This window comes from Wolbachia endosymbiont of Rhagoletis cingulata, assembly GCF_048537655.1.
Taxonomy (GTDB): Bacteria; Pseudomonadota; Alphaproteobacteria; order Rickettsiales; family Anaplasmataceae; genus Wolbachia; species Wolbachia pipientis.
In genome coordinates, this window is the sequence record NZ_CP175927.1 from 211,430 (window position 1) to 230,992 (window position 19,563).

The window sequence follows — 19,563 nt, forward strand, 5'->3', positions numbered from 1 at the left end:
ATCTACATTGCCTCTCCTATTTCAACATCAATAGATAGATTTTGCTCTTTAGCAGCAGGTAAGCTAGAAATATTAATGTCATAGGTACGAAAATTATCGTTTAAATTTTTTCGTAGTTTCTCGTATTGATGAGAAATATTTTTACCGGATTGAAAATTAAACTTTAAAGTTGTGGTAATATAACTTTTTGCCTCATTATAATTCCATTCAAATGATCGAAGCTCTATACCTGGTATTTTTAACTTTTCTACATACTTAACTTGTGTAAGAGGAGAGTATTCTATTTTTGATAAAATATTATTGATATTAATAAAATCATAAATTTCATCTATTTTTTTTACATTATAGCTTTGGCTAAGTTTTGTTAATTGGTTATTTAAGGTGTTCTGCTTTGCTGATAAATTATCAGCGACATTGAAATTTGAATACAAATTTAGCAAACAAAGGGTGTTTGTTATAACTAAAACCAGGGCGAAGTATAGAAAAATTCGAGGAGAGTTTAAATAAAGGTAATTGAATAGATAAAATTCTTTAGTTTCCTTTGTATTAAAAATAGCTGCTAATTTATTCTTAAAGCTATGAAACAAAATTATGGTATCGCAAAAGTTATCTTTTTCACTTATAGCTAGTTCTGCTCCTAATAGTTTGCCTAACTCATATGGAGTTAATATGTTCACACTGTTCTCTGAAAAATTTATGACTGATAAACTAGCTTTGATATCTTCTGACACTATGATACAAAGGTCGATAGGGTTATTTTTTTCAAACCCAAACTTAGTTAAGGATCGAATAGTATCTTGCACTTCCTGATATATTCCACCAGCGATAATTCCTGGTAAATTATCATTAGTAAATGATGTTAAGCGCGTAAATACCATTTTATTCTCTTTAAGAACCACTTGTCTATAGCCTCCCGTTTTAGTTGCAGCAACTATAATTTTCCAATTATTAGGATCTTTATGTAGAATCTTTTTTGTTATATTACTTATTTCTATAGGAAACATTAATATTCCCTTAAAGTTGGAGCCTATCTCAATAAACACATTCAACCAATATTCTACTAAATGCTTTGCTTTTGATGAAACAAGAAGATAGCACCAGTTTTGATTGAATTTGTTTGGCTTCTCAACCAAAAAAACTGAACTTATGTCATTATTACGAGAAAAATGCTCCATCTTTGTTTTTGCTGATAGATAGGCACTAATCTTGTTTGCCCTTGTAATAAACTGTAGCGAGTAATTTTGATCTGCATGATTAAGCACCAGGTATAAAGGTGCTTTTTTATCTGACGAAAGACATGAAATTAAATCGGAAACTGCTTTATCGTTTTTGCCCTTAACAAAATACCTTTTATTTAAAGTATTATTTTTAAAATATAGTAACAGTATGCCTTCTTCTCCAATAGAAAGCATAAACTTACTTTTGGATTTTGAACTAAACATATTAACAAAGCATATACTTATCTAGAATTAAAAAGGCAATTTATTGAAATTCATTAAACGTTAGAGGGAAATATTGTTATAAATTTTCGCAGCAACATTATTTATATTATAATTTTTTTATAAAATTACCACTAATATTAAGTTATTTAGATAACAAATTAAGAAAATTCATTAAGACGAATTTGTTGTTTTTCAAATTGTAGGTAAACCTAAGCCACTTTAGCTATATCTGCCGATTGACTTTAATTAATAAGAGTTATTAATCTATTTACTATTCTTGTAATATTATTTCTAATGGTAAAGAAATATATATTTTTCTGGAACAGTTGTTATTTCAGATACAGAATTTATTGTAAGTAAACTAACCATTTGCTGAAGAGCGCTCATCTTCTGTGGTACTTGATGATGGAGCAACTAATTTGCTCAAAATCTCATCTTTTGGTCCCATAGCGTAAATGATACCATCTGACATGAGGATCACCTTATCAACTACGGACAATAACGGTAGCTTGTGAGTGATGATAACAGTAGTAGTATTTTGTTTTCTTGCAATGCCAATTGCATTAATTAAGCATGCCTCTCCATTGCTATCTAAGTTAGCGTTTGGTTCATCAAGTACTAAAAGTTTTGTGTGACCATAAAAAGCTCTGGCAAGTCCAAGAAGCTGTTTTTGGCCGCCAGAGAGCGTTACTCCTCCAGGACCTCCTATTGTTGTATCATATCCATTTGGTAAGCTTAGTATTAGTTCATGTATTCCTGCAATTTTTGCTGCTTTGATTATTTCTTCAGGATTTGGATCTGGCCTCATGCGAGCAATATTAGCTTTGACACTAGTGTTAAATAACTCAATATCCTGAGGTAAGTAGCCAACATAATTACCAAAATTTTCTCGATTCCAAGTATATACATCAGCGCCATCTAGTCTGACTACACCAGATATTGGCTTCCATACACCAACAGTTAATTTTGCGATAGTGGATTTACCAGAAGCACTTGCACCAATAACACCAACTACATCTCCAGGATCTATAATGAATGATATTCCTTTTACTGTCGGCTTATTGCTTCCATAAGGAGTAAAAAATACTCTATCAAATTCCAATTTTCCTTCAGGTTCTGGTAGAGCCATCGTTTGCTCTCTTTTTGGCGATGTTAATATAAGTCTTTGTAGCCTTCCATATGACATTCTAGCCTGATTTAAAAACTTCCAAGTATGAACCGCAGCGTCAAATGGTGCTAATACTCTACCCATTAAAATTGAAGCAGCGATGATGCTACCGGCAGTCTTATGAGCTGTGATTGCAAGTAATGCACCTGTTCCAATTACTGATATTTGCAGAGTTGAGCGCAAAAATTTAGTGATTCCAGTAATTACATTAGAGCGATTTTGTGCTTTAATTTGCATTGCTCGGTTCTGATCATTTCGTTTACACCAATCAGAGACTATGAATTCTGACATGCCCATAGCTTCAACCACTTCTGCATTTCTTGTTGCAACATCTATAGCATTGATATTCCGTATAGTTTCTTCGTTGGTTTCTTGTAATATTCGTTTAGTGGCAAGTTCATTCCATATTGCCATAGAGACTAATATAATAATTCCAGTAATAGCTATAAACCCCGTGGAGGTATGTATCATGAAAATCACAACAAGGTAAATTAACGACCATGGAGTATCAAACAGTGAGAATATACCATTTCCTGTAATGAAATTTTTTATCACTCCGAGATCTCGTATTGCTTCACCACTTGAAGTTGAGCTCTGCACTGACGTTAGCCTGATTGACCTTACTATCAGATCTGGTGTTGCAGTTTTATCGATCCAATCACCTATTTTTGCCATGGCTAAATATCGACAAGTTTCAAGCATTGCAGAACATGCAAATGCAGATAAAGTGATAATTGTCAGCATAGTTAGTGTTGATACACTTTCGCTCGATATCACCCGATCAAGCACTTGAGAGGTATAAAGTGGTAGGAATAACATTAATAAATTGATTCCCGCACTAAACCAAAAGATAAACCAAAATGCACTTTTGCATTTTTCTAGGCAAACATATAGAGTACTTTGCTTCAATTCTTTTTTTATTGATGGCGTAATTTCCACAATCTTCCTCTTAATTTGATTACATGCACCATATACAATTTTTATTACAAAAATATTAATAACGGTAGTTAGCTTACTTTAAGTGAGTAAAATATTAATATATGTGAATAGGAAATATAAACAATGGTAAAAAGAAGTATAGTTAATATTTCCTTCATTGCCTATAGCGAAGCTACGTCATACCGCGATTCATTCCATAGCTGTACGAACATTCATTTTTGAAGGTAAACTGCACAGCAAATGGTGTCATGAAAGTAGCTGACACTGGGATGGCTTTGTTGCATCGCTACTTATGAAAGGCTAACTATAATTAGGATTATAAGCAACTTATTGAAAATCTTGTTTTTTTGCAATCAATCTGATCAAATTTAAGAATAGTAATTTGTTATTTATATTAATAAATTTAATTCTATTGAAAATAGCTAAAGCATTGAAATTCTTGAATTTTAGCCAGATTAGTGAGTGGTAGTGAAATTTCTTTTACTCAAATTTAGGTATTCACTGACCGTTCTTGTTATAAATACCAGAATAATAAGCTACTGATATTCTCCACCTTTTTTATCTTTAATCCATCATAGCTAGCGATGCAACAAAGCCCACCGATTCATTCTACTGCAACGCAGAAAATTCGTACAATTGTGCATAATGTGGGGCTTCTGGCTACATTTTTCTATTGAACTTACCTTTTCTCTATGTGACAGATTTCGTATTAAATTTTAAATTTAATGCGCCTAGATATACAAGCATTCCTAGCAAAACCATAGGTATAGAAAGCAACTGCCCCATAGTTAAATCAAGCCACAAATAGCCAATTTGATAGTCTGGTTCGCGAAAAAACTCAACGAAAAAACGTGCTATTCCATACCACATAACTGCAATACCAGTTAACGCACCGTGATACAGTCTTATTCTAGTTAAGAAAAACAGTGAATTTGCAACTGCAAAAAGTAGCAGTCCTTCAAAAAGTGCCTCATAAAGCTGGCTTGGATGATGCAGCAAATTATCACCACTCTCTGGAAATACCATACCCCATGGCATAGTTGTAACTCTGCCAAATAACTCTCCGTTTATAAAATTGCCTATGCGACCTAAAAATAAACCTATGGGAACTCCGCAAGAAACTAGGTCCAGTGCATAAAATGTAGGGATATTATGTCTTTTACACGAAATTATTACTGCAAGCAAAACTCCTATAGCACCACCATGAAATGACATCCCTCCTTCCCAGGTCTTCAATATCTCAATAGGGTTGCTTATATAAAGAACTGGATCATATATCAATACGTAGCCAAGTCTACCTCCAAGGATAATACCTACAATAGTGGCTGTTAATAACGAATCGTAAAAATTCTTAGTAAATATTTTTTGGTCATCTAGCTTATGTAAATACCAATATGCAAACACTATACCCAAAACGTAGGCTAAGGAATACCAATATATAGAAACAGGACCGATGCTGAAAATTACTGGATTTAAAGACATATTTTGCTATAAATTATTCTTAGACAATCTACTTTTTTCACGATCCCACTCTCTCTGTTTTATGGTTGCTCTCTTATCGTAGAGTTTTTTTCCTTTTACAATGGCAATTTTAGTTTTTGCAAATCCTTTATCGTTAAAATAGACCGAAAGCGGCACAACAGTTATCCCAGCAGTCTTGATTTGACCAATTAGTTTATTTATCTCCTTTTTATGCAAGAGTAATTTACGTTCCCTTTTTGGTTTATGATTTTTTCGGTTCGCAGCTTTATATTCTGCAATATGCATATTGTGCAGCCATACTTCGCTATTCTTTTCAACAACGTAGGCGTCGGAAATATTTACTTTTCTTTCTCTTAGCGATTTAACTTCACTGCTTAATAAGACCATACCCGCTTCAAATTCTTCTAAGATGAAATATTCAAACCTTGCTTTCCTATTTTCTGCAATAACTTCCATATCTAAAGATATCTTTAAGCTTCAATATATTACAGAGTTTTTGACTTAATTCATAATAAAACAGTTATCCCAATAAATATAAGGTGCCAGGCTAGTCTGATAGCAACAGGATAACAAAAATCAAGTAAGTGCTTTTTCTGTCTCTCTAGGCACAGGTTCCTTTACTTCTTTCATTTCAGGTTTAGGCTTTGACATTATATATTGACCAGCACCAACTATGAGCGCAGATCCTGCAGCTAGTCCAATTATTGCTGGTACAGATAGGGCAGTAGCAAATGCAAGTGCAACACCAACTATCACTGCAGTTACAAAACACACAATAACACCTTTTACAATTGCATTTTTTGCAGATTGTTCTTTTTCTTTCACAATTGCATTTTTTCCAATTTGTTTTTCTTCCTTTTTCTCTGGAAGCTGCATTACATCTTTATTTTCAGTAAGATCCTTTGGCGTTTTTTTATTCTCATTTTTTAACGTTTGCTTTTTTTCCGCTTCCTCTAAAAGCTGAATTATACCTTGATCTTTAGTGAGGTCTCTTGGCGTTTTTCCATCAACATCTTTTAATGAAGGGTCTGCTCCAGCTTCTAGCAGAACTTTTACTATACCTTCGTGGCCATTTTTAGCAGCAAGATGTAAAGGAGTACGTCTATCACCATTTTTTGCCTTAACCTTTGCTCCTTTTGCGATTAGAGTTTTTACTACATCTTCGTGGCCATTTGCAGCAGCAACATGCAAAGGAGTCCATCTATCAGCATCCTTTATATTAACATCTGCTTTCTCAACTAGAATTTTTACTACCTCTATGTGGTTCCCTTCAGCAGCAAGATGTAAAGGTGTACATCTATCATCATCTTCTGCATTAACATTTACTTTGTTTGCAATTAGAGTTTCTACTACATCCTTATGGCCCTTTGCAGCAGCAAGATGTAAAGGAGTCTTGTCCTCAATACCTTCTGCATTAACATCTGCTTTCTCAACTAGAATTTTTACTACTTCTATGTGGTTCTTTTCAGCAGCAATATGTAAAGGAGTATATCTTTTATTATTTTGTGCATTAACCGTTGCTCCTTTTGCGATTAGAATGTCTACTACATCTTTATGGCCCCCTCTGGCTGCAAGATGTAAAGGAGTCTCGTCCACAATACCTTCTGCATTAACATTTGCTCCTTTTGCAATGAGAGTTTTTACTACATCTTCGCAGCCCTCTCTGGCAGCAAGATGTAAAGGAGTACATCCATCATCATCTTTTGCATTAACGTTTACTCCTTTATTTAATAGGTTTTTCACCTCCTCCTCATTATTATGTTTAACAGCTGAATGCAAAGCTTTGATGTTCTCTTGTGCCTTTAATAGAGCTCCTTTTACCACTTCATGGCCTTTTTGAGAAGCAAATGTTAAAGGAGTCCATTTATAATGATCTTTCGCATTAACATCTGCTCCTTTTTCAATTAGAGTTTCTACTATATCTTCGCGGCCATTTGCAGCAGCAAGATGTAAAGGAGTCCACCCATCACTATTTTTTGCATCAACGTTGATTCCTTCTGCTTTTGATAGAACTTGTACTATCTCTTTGTGGCCATTTGTAATAGCAAGATGTAAAGGAGCCCATCCTTTATCATTTTCTGCATTAACATTTGCTCCTTTTCCAATTAGAGTGTTTACTACATTTTCGTGGTTCTTTTCAACAGCAAAATGTAAAGAAGTCCATCCATCACCATTTTTTGCATCAACAATTGCTCCTTTTCCAGTTAGAATGGTTACTACATCTTCGTGGCCATAGTGAGCAGCAATATGTAAAGGAGTAATTTTATTATCATGTTCTGCATTAATATCTGCCCCGTTTTCAATCAGAGCTTTTGCTACATTTGCACAGTTCCAATAAGAAGCAAGATGTAACAATTTGACTTCCTTAGAATTTTGACCACGAGATATAGTAAATATGTAATTTATGCCAGATCCACTATCGTTGTCAGGTTTACTCTTTTCCCACTCTTGACATAAATCTGGATCTTCTTCTTGTAACTTAGCTTTTATTTTTTCAACTATATTGTCCTTGCTCAAATCTGAAAGGTCATTTATTTTTTTTAATATTTCCATAAATTTGTCATATTTCATAACTTCCTCACTTAAAATACATAACTTAGTTGTTATATCTTTTAACATAGAAGTCAAGAACCTAAATATTCGTTATTATCTTTCCTTAAAGAGTCATTTAAGTTATATTACAGACTATGAAAAACCTCAACTTTAGGAAGGAAATCAAGTTTTTTTCTCTGTCATTTATAATTTTATTTGTTCTATGGACTGTATTGTCTGGTTATTTTGAGCCGTTTTTTATTTTTTGTGGAGTGTTTTCCTCTATATTCACATCGTTTATCTTTAGAAGGTTGATAAACGCTGAAAGAGCTCTTAGCCAGATTTTAAATAGTACGAGTAGACTGTCGTTTTATAAGTTAGTAAGTTATATACCATGGTTAATGTACCAAATCATTTTATCAAGTGTTTATGTAACAAAAAAGGTGCTACAACTCAAATCTAAGCTTGAGCCAATCATTATTCTAAGAAAATGCAAAGGGCATAATGATGAAAGCATTGCGTTATTTGCCAATTCAGTCACAATCACTCCCGGAACTTTAACTATCAATGTTGAAAGTAAGCAGAAAACATATTTCTCTACCATGTATTTGATAGATAAAGATCTTGAAAGCGGCATTTCTGAAATAGAAAATAAAATCTTAAAAATACTACGTTCAGTTAAGTAATTGCTTTAAATAAGTTAACAGCATCCTTATATTCCCTTACAAGACTTTCAAGCATTTCTTTTGGAAGGCTATTGTTAACAATAGAACATAAATAATTATACAAATCTTCTAACCTTAATACGTTATTTCTCTTCTTGCTGTTGAATTTATACGGAAAAATACCTTCCATAACTTCAATAGTAGTAGCCTTGTTTAAAAATACATTTTCACTTGTCACGCTTATTCTTGCTAAAACAGTGTTAATTTCAGGTTCGTCACTCGTATAAAAATCTGATAGCTGAGTTATTCTAATAACGTACAAAGTTACTATTTTTGACAAGCAATTATCAGCATATTCACAATTTTTTATTACCTCCCACTGAGTAACCTGAGATTTACCTATTTTTGCATTGTTCGGTAATTTACTCATTGAACTTTCTCCATTTAATCCAGTGTAATAAATTATACTAATACTTTGTTAAATAAATAATAACGCGATTACAAAAATATATACTTATAGTAGTATATTATACAAAAATAGCACAATATCTAAGCATTAAAGCTAGTTTTAGCTGGGTACATGGGGCTATTCGTTATTTTGTGTTGTCCAGTGAGGTCCAAAATTAGAGGTCCACTTATATAAAGAGTTTAGTCTGCCTTCTTTGCTATAAAATAAGTTTTCCTTTTGAGCTGTTTTGTTAGTATTAACTAAATTCTAAACTAACTGTGCTATAATGAAAAAGATAAAACTCGGAATACTAATTTCAGGTAGGGGGTCGAATATGCAGGCCTTAATAGAAGCATGTCAAGATCAGAATTTTTCCGCAGAAGTTGCATGTGTTATCACAAATAATAGCGAAGCTGCTGGTCTGAAAATAGCAGAGCAAGCAGGAATCTCAGCGTTTATTGTTAAAGATAAACCGCTTGATGCTGGTAAAATTCACGAAATACTTGTTCAACATAAGGTTGATTTAATTTGCCTTGCAGGGTTTATGAGAATTCTCAAAGCTGATTTTCTGAGTAAATGGCATAACAAGGTGATAAATATTCATCCCTCTTTACTTCCGTCTTTTAAAGGCCTAAACGCTCAAGAGCAAGCTCTAAAAGCAGGTGTAAAAATTACAGGTTGTACTGTACATTATGTCACTCCTGAAGTTGATGCTGGAGCCATAATTGCTCAAGTTGTTGTACCAGTGTTACCAGCTGATGATATTCAAAGCCTCTCAGAACGCATTCTAGCTGAGGAGCATAAGTGTTATGTAGAAGCAGTAAGGTCAATAGCAGAAGATATATGACTGTAATAATTATTGACCTTGAGCGTTTTTTCCAACTTCAACAAAAAATAAATTTTCAGGTTCCAGTAAAGAACTTGCCAGTTCGTTTACTTCCTCTAATTTAACATCATTAATGATATTCGCATAATTATTTATACGGTTAACATCACGATCATTTATCTGCATATTATCTAGCAGCGTTGCTGTATTTGTGTTATTGGACAGGAAAAGGACAAGATTATTTACCAAGCCAATTTTTGCATCCTTGAACAATTGTTCGTCAATTCCTTGCTTTTTTATTCTGCTAAATGTATCTTTTACTGCTGATATAGCTTTGCCAGCAGTAGAACTATCAGTACTTATAAATCCAGATATAATATTTCCATGTTTATTGGAAATAATACTTGCATAAACACCATAAGTAATACCCAAGTTTTGCCTCAGTTCTGTCATTAATATTGAATTCAGCCTCATGCCACCAAGTGCATCAATTAAGACACCAGCGTTATAATAATTAGGATCTTCATAAGCTATACCTTTTTGAGCAAAAAGTATCACACTCTGTGGTATATCCATAAAAATATTCTTACTTTCTGCAGAACCAAAATTATTTTTTACAGGTATTTTTCTAACTTTTGATCTTTTTGACGGCAATTTAGATAAATATTTATCTAATAGCGTAATAATTTCTTCTTTTTTTGTACAACCAGCAACACTGATAACTATGTTATCTTTAGCAAAATTACGCTTTATGTATGTTAAAACATCGTCTCTAGTAATGCTCATTATAGTATCAAGAGTACCGTACACACTTTTTGAGTAAGGATGTTTTTTAAACAATAACGTATCTAATTCTTTTCCAGCAACAAAATAAGGATTTTTTTCAAGATTATTAAAATCAACTTTGGCTTTCTCGAAAACTCTATTCAACCCTTCAGGGTCAACTTTAGGACGCATTATAGTATCGCTCAGTAATGAAATTGCTTCCTCTAGATTGTCAGACAAAGTATTTAATGAAACCCTAAATGCTTCTAAATCAGCAATAAAATTTAAACTAATCCCTTTATCTTCAAGCTTTTTCGCAAAATCTTTGGCATCATTTTTTCCTGCCCCTTCTTGGATTACAAGAGAAGTAAACCAAGCAAGCCCCTGTTTTTCCTTATTCTCATACACATAACCTGCATCCTTGAACGATATATTTAGTGAAACTTTTGGCAAATCATGATTTTCTACAAATAAAAACTTAAATCCTTTACGGGTAGTGACCTCCTCTATATTTAGGTTACCACTTGCTTGTAAATTAAAGCCTAGACAGAAAAAAAATAGAAATATAATTTTACTTATTCTCATTATTATCTCCTTTTGGTAATAAACGACCAATTAACTTATTAGCAGAAAAAATAGCACGGATTTTATTATTTACATCCTCTAGATTGACATCATTAATCTTGCTATATGAAATATCTATTTCATCAAGTGGAATACCAAGTGCAAGGTGTGGCACATAGAACATCGCTATATGAGTTAAGTCAGATAGATTATCAAACTGTGCTGCCTTATACCTATATTTTGAGCTTTGTAATTCCTCGCTCGTCACCCCTTTAGATACGAAGCCATTAATAGCATTATCTAACTCTCTTTCAACAATATCTAAATTAGCGCCACTTTTTGGAATTATCATAATATCAATGTAGCCATCACTAAAAGCTAGGCTATTATAATAAGCAAACACTGATACTGCCACATCTTTATCTAAAACCAAATCTTTATACAGTTTGCTGGATTTGCCGCCACCTAAAATGTCAACCGCTAAATGAGCAGCAGAGGCTTCATTTATGTGATCAAATAAGGGAACACGATAACGAAAATATAAAACTGATTCTTTTACTTCAGTGCTCTCTAAGGTCACCGATAGACCTGCATTATGCACTGGATCCTGATTTGGGTAATTTCTCATTACAGGCTTAGCTTTAATTTCGCCATATTTTTCTTCTGCTAATTTCACTACTTCATCAAGTTCCACATCACCCACAATCAGTAATATTGCATTGCCGGAGTGATAATAGTTATCATGAAACCTCGTTATGTCATCCAAATTGTAAGTTTTGATATCGCTCTCCCAGCCGATAACAGACCTACCATAGCCAGTACGGTAAAATGCACTATCCATTTCTTCCCATAACAAGTTATGAGGTTGGTTATCAAATCTCATCTTTCTTTCTTCTAATACGATGTTTTTTTCTCTATCTATTTTGTCTTGAGTAACATTAAAGCTGCCCATTCTATCTGCTTCAACTTCCATTGCAAGTGGTAAATCTTTTTTGGGGATCAACTCAAAATAACAGGTATATTCTTTAGTGGTAAATGCGTTAAATTGAGCCCCAATGCTACTCATAGTGGCTTCTATATCTGTGAACTTCCCTGTAGTTTCAAACATTAAATGTTCAAAGTAGTGAGCCAATCCTGCTTTGCCGATTGGATCATCCATTCCCCCAACTTTGTATATTACTGCATGTAAAACGGCTGGAATCCGATGATTAGAAACAACATAAACATCTAGTCCGTTACTGAGTTTAGTATATTTTATGTTGTGCTCTATGTTTAAAGCATTCGAAGAAATTGGGTAAGTAAAAAAAAGTACAGGTAGTATAAGAAAACTAAAAAACTTATGAAGCATTATTTCGACCTAATATAAAAACAATTATTTTATTCCTCATTTTGTTTAGAAATAAGCATATCGTATATATACCACTTATATAACAATGTAAACATTCCACAAACTATAGATAAATCTGCTAAATTAAAGGCTGGCCAATACCAATCATCAATATGAAAATATATGAAATCATATACAGCTCCCCAATAGATCCTATCAACTACGTTTCCGATTGCTCCACCAATCATCAGAGAAAAACCAAGGTAAGTTGACTGATCGTCAGACTTGTATATCAAATATGCAAGTATACCAATTATTAGTATTGAAAATGCTGAAAAAAAGAAACCGCCATGTGGTAAAGCGCTACACATTCCAAAACTAATACCTGAATTCCAAACTTCAACTAGTTTTATAAAACTAGCGATCTCAATTGATTCTCCTTCATCAATCAATGAGTTTATGTACAATTTGCTCGTTTGGTCAATCAATACTATAATTAATATAACAACTAAGCATAACTTTTTCATAAATTTGCCTTTAACCTATAAACTTTAAGTATATCATAATTTATCTGTTTTGTTAACTCCTCAATACTATGGAATTTTTTTTCTGACCTTATGAATTTTAAAAGTTGTATATTGACTTTATGACTATATACGTCTTCATCAAAATCGAATATGTGCATTTCTATTATAGGCTTTTTCAGATCCTTAAAAGTAGGTCTCATACCAATATTGACTACTCCATATAACCAATTTGGATTACTATCAGGAAAAGTCACTCTAGCGTAATATGTGCCAAACTTAGGTTTTATCATGCAATCTTCTATAGGAATATTTATGGTTGGAAATCCTATTTCTCTACCTCTACATGCACCTTTTGTCACAACACCAGAAACTTGATAAGGCCTGCCGAGCAATTTATTAGCAATTTCTATTTCGCCCCTTTGTACATACTCCCTTATTGAAGAAGAAGAGCAAATTTTGCCGTCAATTGTTAATGGCTCTAATTTAGTCAAAGAGTATCCATATATTTCAGAATATTTCTCTAGAGTTAATATATTACCCAATCGTTTATGACCAAAAGTGCAATTTTCTCCGACAATTATGTGTTTAGCGCCATATTTATCTATTAAAATCTCACTGATAAAGTCATCGCAGCTAACCTCAGAAAAACCTCTATTAAAATTAATAATATATAAGTAATCTATACCATAGCTGCTGATTAGTTCCTTTTTTTGTTCTTGGTCTATTAACCTAAAATTGTTTCTACCAAATAAAACAGTTGATGGGTGAGGCTCAAAAGTTAAAACTGCAGAGGGTAATCCTCTTTCTTGTGCTACCTTCTTTAGAGTAGAAATTGCAAACTCGTGTCCTAAATGAATGCCATCGAAATTTCCGAAGGTTAGTGCTATATTATTTTCTATTCCTTGCTCACAATTATAAATAATTTTCATACAATTTGATGTTTTTACATGTTTCTTATATATAATAACTATATTTTAGTAAGCTACGGAGATAAATTGTGAAAAATGTTGTGATATATGTAAAGAAGGGCTGTCCATACTGCATAAGGGCAAAGGATTTACTAGATAAAAAAGGTGTGAAGTATGAAGAAATTGATGTGCTCAAAAACTCAGATCTATTTAACGACATAAAATCAAAGTATAACGTTAGAACAGTTCCACAGATTTTTATCAACGATAAGCACATTGGGGGGTGTGACAAATTGATGGATCTTGAAAAAGAAGGAAAGTTGGATGATATGCTAAATAATAATGACAATCACACTGATGTCACAACCTACACAAACAGCAATGATGAATGTGGAGAGTGTGTTATACCACATGATGATTTTATGTAACTTTTTATCTTGTTTTGTCGTGTAATACGTAAATGAAAACTAGTATGCTCACTTTAAACAATTCTTAATGAATTAAAAATACAATTCATTCAGTGAGTTTTTTTAGTGGGAAAAAATGACAAAAAATATTTCAATTATTAGCAGAAACTTAATTAGTATCGAATTAGTTAACAAACAAGATTTAGAGAATTTCATCAAGATTTTCACAGTGCTTGATAAACATATAGCAGCTAAAACACTTTTTACAGAAGAAGTGAGAATAGAGTATAAACAACACAACGGCATAGAAGTTGTTGAATTGCTAAAAGATACAGACTTTACATATCATGAGGTTGAAAATGTATTGAACCACCTGAGTAAACATGGAATGAAGGTGCCCAGCAGTGTTATAGCACACACCCTTTTTGCTGCATACAATCATGCACTTGAATTTAAGGATGTAGCATTTTCCTTTTCTGAAGGCTCTCCACAATTTAACATCAGAGTGAGTAAGAACACCTTCATAATAACTCCTATGAGTGAAGAGAATTTGGAATTGAATTCACAAAATAGCAGAACGCTTATAGAGTCACTAAAGAGCGAAAAAAGTATTTATGATTGTATAGTAGAAGAAAATACCATTAAAGTTATAGTGCATTCTGAAATGCATCAAGCTATAAATTTGATTATAAAATCACTGATAAAGTCTCGCCTTTTAGCAAAAGAGGAAGAAGGAAAATTCAAAGAGAAATTGAGACAACTTGCTTTTAAGGATCAAGCTTTTGTTGAGTATTCTAGCATCAGAACCATCAATAGGTATCCACATAATCATCCTCTGAGGAAGCATGAAAGTGTTACTAAGGATATAGAAAATATTTTATGTGATTTCATAACAAATGAGAACAGCGAGTTTGCTATAGAGCGACTAAATAGGCTGAGCTCAGCAGTTTCTCCGGATACTCCAAGAATCATCACTAAAACTATAGATAAACTTGTTAAGTTTCACTAAGGTATACGAGAGCCAATAGACTTCTTATATTACCTTCTGTCATCCAAGTAGCTTGGCTACTTGGTTCTTTTTTTGGGTTCCAGCTATGTACATAGCTGTATGAACATTGTAGCCGTTATTCAAGTAGCCCGCAGAAGCGAAAAACTTACTTGACAAACTCCGCCAACTCCCTTATCATAAAACTGAAGCTATTTATTTATCTTCTCTGTACAGATTAAATGACAAAAAAACTCACGTATCTGGCGTCTCATGTTTAATTTTTTGCACTATGTGCACCTTATGTCTTTATAAAACTTCTAGGTTTTTACCTAATATAAGCTAAAATGCGCTTATAAAGCATTTAAAACATAAAAAAACGCCAACTTAAAAAATGGATAGTGAATAACTAGCTACCCTAGGGTTTCTTTTGCCTTTTTTTCTGTTTAGTAAATTTCTTAATGTTTATAATTTAGATTAGTTGCGGCTTAAAAGCAACTGAATCGCGGTTATTAAACGTTTAGAATAAAAAAACGCCATACTTGAAAGTATAATGTAAGTAATTAGCCAACCACGGGGCTTCTTTTGCCTTTTTTTTCGTTTGGCAAATTTTTTAACATTTATAGCTAAACGACAACCGTCATCCCGCTACTTGTTAGCGGGATCTAGAGATACCGCGAATGAATCGCGGTATGACGGTTCGTGGCGGTATGACGGTTCGCGGTGGCATGACGATAAGCTCGTCATCCCGCTACTTGTGAGCGGCTGAGATACCGTGGCGGTATGACGGTTCGCGGTGGCATGACGTAGAATTTTATACTCACCAACTCAGTATTCCAACCTGGATTGTATCTTATCGGTAAAAAAGAAGAGCTATTTTAGGAAGTTTTTATAGGACTAAAACCAAAGAAAACTTGCATATAAGTTTATCAAGATGTAAAATTAAAGTTATTTTAAAAGAATAGGTTAATTATGAATCTTGTAACAAAATCTGCTATCGATTTTACTGCTTCATCTGTTCTCTCTGAAGGAGAAATTGTTGATGATTTCTGTCTGAGTAAGCGCATAAAAAATAAGTATGCTGTCCTTTTTTTCTATCCACTTGATTTTACTTTTGTTTGCCCAACTGAATTGATATCGCTCAATAATAGAATAAATGAGTTTGCAAAGCGTGGTGTTGAAGTGATAGGAATAAGTGTAGATTCAAAATTTTCACATTATAAATGGCGAAACACTCCAGTTAATGATGGTGGTATTGGAGAGATTAGCTACACTTTAGTGTCTGATATCAAAAAGTCTATATCAAGAGACTATGGGGTCTTATATGATGACTCAATTGCGCTGAGAGCAACTTTCGTTATTGATGATAAATTTATTGTACGTCATCAATCGATAAATGATTTGCCTTTAGGGCGTAATATCGATGAATTCGTTAGAATCGTTGATGCAATTAAACATAATGAGGAGCATGGTGAAGTATGTCCAGCAGGGTGGAAGAAAGGTAAGCCAGCAATGCAGGCAAGCGATGAAGGAGTAGCTGATTATCTAAACTCATACAGTGAAGAATTATAAATTTAGTACAAAAGTTCTTATTATTGGATCTGGGGCAGCGGGTTATGCTGCCGCTATATATGCAGCACGTGCAAACTTAGAGCCAATTGTAGTAACGGGAATGCAGCCTGGTGGTCAGCTTACAATTACTACAGATGTTGAAAACTATCCTGGTTTTGTTTCAATACAGGGTCCAGAACTAATGGAGCAAATGAGGTTTCATGCAGAAAAGGTTGGAGCAAAAATAATAGATGATGAGATAAAAAGCGTTGAACAACTTGAGGACTTTAATGAGTATAGATTTAGATCTTCTGGTAATATCAATGACTACTATTCAGATGCAATTATCATTGCATCTGGTGCGCAAGCGAAGTGGCTTGGTTTAGAAAGTGAAAAGAAATTTCAGGGTTATGGGGTTTCAGCTTGTGCGACTTGCGATGGTGCATTTTTTAGGAATAAAGTTGTAGCTGTGATTGGTGGTGGAAACACTGCTGTTGAAGAAGCAATATTTTTAACTCGATTTGCCAAAGAAGTGATATTAATACACAGGCGTGATAAATTAAGAGCGGAAAAAGTAATGCAAGATAGGCTCTTTAAAAATGATAAAATAAAAGTAATGTGGAACCATACCGTAGAGCAGATTCTTGGAGAAGAAAATCCAAAAAGGGTTGCTGGTATTGCGATTAAATCAGCAGAGATCGATAAAACCCAAGAATTAAAAGTGGATGGAGTGTTCATTGCAATCGGGCATGCACCAAATACGGGTATTTTTAAAGGCTTTGTTGAAATGGATGAGCAGGGTTACATCATTACAAAACCTGGAACAACTTTAACTAGTAGGGCAGGAGTGTTTGCTGCAGGTGATGTTCAAGATAAGGTATATCGTCAGGCAGTAGTTGCAGCAGGAACAGGATGCATGGCTGCGCTTGATGCAGAAAAGTTTTTAGAGTCGTAGTTAATTCTAGGATTTTGAATAAATCGCTTGCAATTTTCCTTTTCTTTTTCATAATTATATTAGTAAATTATTAGGTAGGTTTAATATGCTTTATGGAGGGGATGGGATAAATACTAATGGTTATAGATATAATCAGACAACTTCAAGACAGCTCGATGAACCAACACAAAAGTTATTTAAGGCTATTGATAACGAAAACCCGGAAGCTTTTAAACAAGCTCTGAAAGAAGGTGCGGATGGTGTGCCGTAGAGATACAAAGAATGTTCAAGTAAGAGCAAACTAAGTGCAAAAGCTGCACAGTAGATGAGGGTAGGTCCCTCGGAGCCGGTTTACAAGAGCAGGCTTCAAACAACCATAAGCTGCTTTGGTAAAGAGCCAAGGTAGTGAGCGTTATGGAAAAGGCATAATTATATGTCATGTAAGGAATAGAGAGATGAACGAAAGTGAACCACTGATGAAGTGTCGAAACCTTTTAAATGACGTCAAAACCAGGGGGTCGTTTGTAACCTGGGATAAATCTATCGGGAGCTTGTTTACTGGATAGATGGCGTCCGGCATAAAGGTGGCATGAATCCATTTCAGGCTATTGTGTGGAACTACGGGAACCTGTCGTTTCGATGATAAGGGAGAAATCCAAGGAGCTAAACTCTAAGGATGAGAGTACCGATGCGAAAAACAGGGGCGGATCAGCTCGTAGTAGTGAAGAAGTTTCTGTAATGGAAATCGAGAGAAGGGGCTGAGTTATTTAGTTTTAATGATTTATCAACCGAAAGGGAGGAGTTAATGAGTAAAACAAAGTCTTTTGATATATCAAAGCAACTTATTTGGAGAGCTTATAAACAAGTATCGAAAAATAAAGGTGCTGCTGGTGTGGATGAGGTTTCGATAACAAAGGTTGAAGAAAATCTAAAAGATAATCTGTACAAACTATGGAATAGGATGTCATCCGGAAGTTATTTTCCAGAGCCGGTAAAAGCTGTTGCGATACCAAAAGATACAGGAGGGCAAAGAATTTTATGTGTTCCTTCAGTATTCGACAGGATAGGGCAAACGGCTGCTGCTATGTATCTAGAGCCGCTGGTAGAACCAAAATTTCATGAGGATTCATATGGTTATAGACCAAATAAGTCTGCACTGGATGCGGTAGATACAGCTCGTAAAAGATGCTGGAGGTACGATTGGACGATAGATCTTGATATATCTGGATTTTTCGACAATTTGGACCACGGCTTGGCATTGCAAGCTATCAAAAAGCACACAGACTGCAAATGGGTCATACTGTATGTTGAGAGGTGGATGAAAGCCCCCATTCAGCAAGCAGATGGCAGTAAGGTAGTTAGGGATAAAGGAGTTCCGCAAGGAGGTTCAGTTAGCCCAATCATCTCTAATATATTCATGCATCATGTGTTTGATATATGGATGAAAAAGAACTACCCGACGGTACCATTTGAGAGGTATGTGGATGATGCGATAGTGCACTGCAGAACAGAGAAACAGGCAGAGTTTGTGAAAGTAATGATCGAAGAAAGATTGGCTGAGTATAAGTTGAAATTACATCCTGAAAAGACACAGATAGTGTACTGTAAGGATGACAATAGGAGTGGTGGATTTCCTAAACAAAGTTTTGATTTTCTGGGTTACACATTCAGACCCAGGTTAGCAAGAAATAAAATAGGGAAATATTTTGTCTCATTTCTCCCAGCAATTAGCAACAAGGCCAAGAAAAAGATTACTACAACCATAAGGTCATGGAAAATGCTACGAAATACGCATATAACATTAGAGGAGATGTCAGGAAAAGTAAATCCAATAGTCAGAGGCTGGTATCAGTACTATGGCAAATTTTACAGAACTGAAGTATACAAATCTCTAAAGAATATAGAGCGGCATCTAGAAAAGTGGGTGAAAAGGAAATATAAGAGACTCAGGAGTCACGGAAGACTAGCAAGACAATTTCTAGGAAAGGTGAGAAAGAGGTCTCCGGATATTTTCTATCACTGGACACTAGGGTTAGGCCAAAAGGCTGAATAATGGAAGCTGTATAAATCAAGAGGTTTACGTACAGTTTTGC

The 19,563-nt window shown here is 34.2% G+C and carries 19 protein-coding genes; 9 read left to right on the top strand and 10 right to left on the bottom strand.

All coding sequences use genetic code 11. From position 1 onward, the window contains the following. Positions 1 to 2 precede the first annotated feature (2 nt). The 5 genes from ACJZL3_RS00975 to ACJZL3_RS00995 all read right to left on the bottom strand — a co-directional run bounded on the left by ACJZL3_RS00975 (position 3) and on the right by ACJZL3_RS00995 (position 7,650). A complete protein-coding gene (locus tag ACJZL3_RS00975; protein WP_419198818.1) occupies positions 3 to 1,442 on the bottom strand; it encodes a hypothetical protein in 1,440 nt (479 codons plus the stop codon). Positions 1,443 to 1,803: 361 nt separating this feature from the next. Next, positions 1,804 to 3,549 (bottom strand): type I secretion system permease/ATPase, encoded by a 1,746-nt coding sequence (locus ACJZL3_RS00980; RefSeq protein WP_010962824.1) that lies wholly within the window; start codon positions 3,547 to 3,549, stop codon positions 1,804 to 1,806. 690 nt (positions 3,550 to 4,239) lie between these two features. Next, entirely contained in the window at positions 4,240 to 5,031 is a 792-nt protein-coding gene (gene lgt / locus ACJZL3_RS00985; RefSeq protein ID WP_010962823.1) for a prolipoprotein diacylglyceryl transferase, read from the bottom strand. A gap of 6 nt (positions 5,032 to 5,037) precedes the next feature. Beyond that, the gene (gene smpB, locus ACJZL3_RS00990; protein ID WP_007548863.1) at positions 5,038 to 5,487 is read right to left on the bottom strand and encodes an SsrA-binding protein SmpB; all 450 of its coding nucleotides are present in this window, start codon (positions 5,485 to 5,487) and stop codon (positions 5,038 to 5,040) included. A 120-nt stretch (positions 5,488 to 5,607) separates the two neighbouring features. Further along, the gene (locus tag ACJZL3_RS00995) at positions 5,608 to 7,650 is read right to left on the bottom strand and encodes an ankyrin repeat domain-containing protein (protein ID WP_265041302.1); all 2,043 of its coding nucleotides are present in this window, start codon (positions 7,648 to 7,650) and stop codon (positions 5,608 to 5,610) included. Positions 7,651 to 7,718: 68 nt separating this feature from the next. Here ACJZL3_RS00995 and ACJZL3_RS01000 point away from each other — a divergent pair, with 68 nt between their 5' ends. Next, positions 7,719 to 8,249: a Na+/H+ antiporter subunit E gene (locus ACJZL3_RS01000; RefSeq protein ID WP_010962821.1), complete on the top strand. Its 531-nt coding sequence runs from the start codon at positions 7,719 to 7,721 to the stop codon at positions 8,247 to 8,249. Here the strand turns inward: ACJZL3_RS01000 and ACJZL3_RS01005 are convergent. Further along, positions 8,242 to 8,658, bottom strand: a complete 417-nt coding sequence (locus ACJZL3_RS01005) for a hypothetical protein (RefSeq protein ID WP_010082489.1) — start codon at positions 8,656 to 8,658, stop codon at positions 8,242 to 8,244. The two genes, ACJZL3_RS01000 and ACJZL3_RS01005, sit on opposite strands and share 8 nt — an antisense overlap. Positions 8,659 to 8,962: 304 nt before the next feature. On the opposite strand from ACJZL3_RS01005, the gene purN reads away from it, so the two are divergent. Then, positions 8,963 to 9,523, top strand: coding sequence for a phosphoribosylglycinamide formyltransferase (purN, locus tag ACJZL3_RS01010; RefSeq protein WP_010082490.1), 561 nt, complete (start codon positions 8,963 to 8,965; stop codon positions 9,521 to 9,523). A 9-nt stretch (positions 9,524 to 9,532) separates the two neighbouring features. Here purN and ACJZL3_RS01015 read toward each other — a convergent pair whose 3' ends face one another. Genes ACJZL3_RS01015 through ribF form a run of 4 tightly spaced genes read right to left on the bottom strand, consistent with a single transcriptional unit; the run spans position 9,533 to position 13,614 of the window. Beyond that, positions 9,533 to 10,852 carry a M16 family metallopeptidase gene (locus ACJZL3_RS01015; protein ID WP_010962819.1) on the bottom strand — a complete coding sequence of 440 codons (1,320 nt, stop codon included), beginning with the start codon at positions 10,850 to 10,852 and terminating at the stop codon, positions 9,533 to 9,535. Beyond that, positions 10,839 to 12,179 carry a M16 family metallopeptidase gene (locus ACJZL3_RS01020; protein ID WP_010082492.1) on the bottom strand — a complete coding sequence of 447 codons (1,341 nt, stop codon included), beginning with the start codon at positions 12,177 to 12,179 and terminating at the stop codon, positions 10,839 to 10,841. Before ACJZL3_RS01020 ends, ACJZL3_RS01015 begins: the two co-directional genes overlap by 14 nt. Positions 12,180 to 12,208: 29 nt before the next feature. Continuing rightward, positions 12,209 to 12,685, bottom strand: a complete 477-nt coding sequence (gene lspA, locus ACJZL3_RS01025) for a signal peptidase II (RefSeq protein ID WP_006279329.1) — start codon at positions 12,683 to 12,685, stop codon at positions 12,209 to 12,211. Further along, positions 12,682 to 13,614, bottom strand: a complete 933-nt coding sequence (gene ribF / locus ACJZL3_RS01030) for a riboflavin biosynthesis protein RibF (protein WP_010082493.1) — start codon at positions 13,612 to 13,614, stop codon at positions 12,682 to 12,684. Before ribF ends, lspA begins: the two co-directional genes overlap by 4 nt. A gap of 68 nt (positions 13,615 to 13,682) precedes the next feature. On the opposite strand from ribF, the gene grxC reads away from it, so the two are divergent. The 7 genes from grxC to ltrA all read left to right on the top strand — a co-directional run bounded on the left by grxC (position 13,683) and on the right by ltrA (position 19,523). After that, positions 13,683 to 14,021 (top strand): glutaredoxin 3, encoded by a 339-nt coding sequence (gene grxC / locus ACJZL3_RS01035; RefSeq protein WP_007550037.1) that lies wholly within the window; start codon positions 13,683 to 13,685, stop codon positions 14,019 to 14,021. A 115-nt stretch (positions 14,022 to 14,136) separates the two neighbouring features. Beyond that, the gene (locus tag ACJZL3_RS01040; protein WP_070356897.1) at positions 14,137 to 15,009 is read left to right on the top strand and encodes a hypothetical protein; all 873 of its coding nucleotides are present in this window, start codon (positions 14,137 to 14,139) and stop codon (positions 15,007 to 15,009) included. A 948-nt stretch (positions 15,010 to 15,957) separates the two neighbouring features. Beyond that, positions 15,958 to 16,557, top strand: a complete 600-nt coding sequence (locus tag ACJZL3_RS01045) for a peroxiredoxin (RefSeq protein WP_419198819.1) — start codon at positions 15,958 to 15,960, stop codon at positions 16,555 to 16,557. Next, on the top strand, positions 16,544 to 17,491 hold the full coding sequence (gene trxB / locus ACJZL3_RS01050) for a thioredoxin-disulfide reductase (RefSeq protein WP_010962814.1): 948 nt from the start codon (positions 16,544 to 16,546) through the stop codon (positions 17,489 to 17,491). Before ACJZL3_RS01045 ends, trxB begins: the two co-directional genes overlap by 14 nt. 85 nt (positions 17,492 to 17,576) lie before the next feature. Beyond that, positions 17,577 to 17,741, top strand: coding sequence for a hypothetical protein (locus tag ACJZL3_RS01055; RefSeq protein ID WP_419198820.1), 165 nt, complete (start codon positions 17,577 to 17,579; stop codon positions 17,739 to 17,741). Between the two features lie 368 nt (positions 17,742 to 18,109). Next, positions 18,110 to 18,232, top strand: a complete 123-nt coding sequence (locus ACJZL3_RS01060) for a hypothetical protein (protein WP_419198602.1) — start codon at positions 18,110 to 18,112, stop codon at positions 18,230 to 18,232. Positions 18,233 to 18,275: 43 nt separating this feature from the next. Continuing rightward, on the top strand, positions 18,276 to 19,523 hold the full coding sequence (gene ltrA, locus ACJZL3_RS01065) for a group II intron reverse transcriptase/maturase (protein ID WP_419198601.1): 1,248 nt from the start codon (positions 18,276 to 18,278) through the stop codon (positions 19,521 to 19,523). Positions 19,524 to 19,563: the final 40 nt, after the last annotated feature.

Bases quoted from the DNA above. Each gene is read 5' to 3' on its own strand.
- ACJZL3_RS00975 (WP_419198818.1), bottom strand. From the start codon at position 1,442: ATGTTTAGTTCAAAATCCAAAAGTAAGTTTATGCTTTCTATTGGAGAA.
- lgt (WP_010962823.1), bottom strand. From the start codon at position 5,031: ATGTCTTTAAATCCAGTAATTTTCAGCATCGGTCCTGTTTCTATATAT.
- smpB (WP_007548863.1), bottom strand. From the start codon at position 5,487: ATGGAAGTTATTGCAGAAAATAGGAAAGCAAGGTTTGAATATTTCATC.
- ACJZL3_RS00995 (WP_265041302.1), bottom strand. From the start codon at position 7,650: ATGTTAAAAGATATAACAACTAAGTTATGTATTTTAAGTGAGGAAGTT.
- ACJZL3_RS01000 (WP_010962821.1), top strand. From the start codon at position 7,719: ATGAAAAACCTCAACTTTAGGAAGGAAATCAAGTTTTTTTCTCTGTCA.
- ACJZL3_RS01005 (WP_010082489.1), bottom strand. From the start codon at position 8,658: ATGAGTAAATTACCGAACAATGCAAAAATAGGTAAATCTCAGGTTACT.
- purN (WP_010082490.1), top strand. From the start codon at position 8,963: ATGAAAAAGATAAAACTCGGAATACTAATTTCAGGTAGGGGGTCGAAT.
- ACJZL3_RS01015 (WP_010962819.1), bottom strand. From the start codon at position 10,852: ATGAGAATAAGTAAAATTATATTTCTATTTTTTTTCTGTCTAGGCTTT.
- ACJZL3_RS01020 (WP_010082492.1), bottom strand. From the start codon at position 12,179: ATGCTTCATAAGTTTTTTAGTTTTCTTATACTACCTGTACTTTTTTTT.
- lspA (WP_006279329.1), bottom strand. From the start codon at position 12,685: ATGAAAAAGTTATGCTTAGTTGTTATATTAATTATAGTATTGATTGAC.
- ribF (WP_010082493.1), bottom strand. From the start codon at position 13,614: ATGAAAATTATTTATAATTGTGAGCAAGGAATAGAAAATAATATAGCA.
- ACJZL3_RS01040 (WP_070356897.1), top strand. From the start codon at position 14,137: ATGACAAAAAATATTTCAATTATTAGCAGAAACTTAATTAGTATCGAA.
- ACJZL3_RS01045 (WP_419198819.1), top strand. From the start codon at position 15,958: ATGAATCTTGTAACAAAATCTGCTATCGATTTTACTGCTTCATCTGTT.
- ACJZL3_RS01055 (WP_419198820.1), top strand. From the start codon at position 17,577: ATGCTTTATGGAGGGGATGGGATAAATACTAATGGTTATAGATATAAT.
- ACJZL3_RS01060 (WP_419198602.1), top strand. From the start codon at position 18,110: ATGATAAGGGAGAAATCCAAGGAGCTAAACTCTAAGGATGAGAGTACC.
- ltrA (WP_419198601.1), top strand. From the start codon at position 18,276: ATGAGTAAAACAAAGTCTTTTGATATATCAAAGCAACTTATTTGGAGA.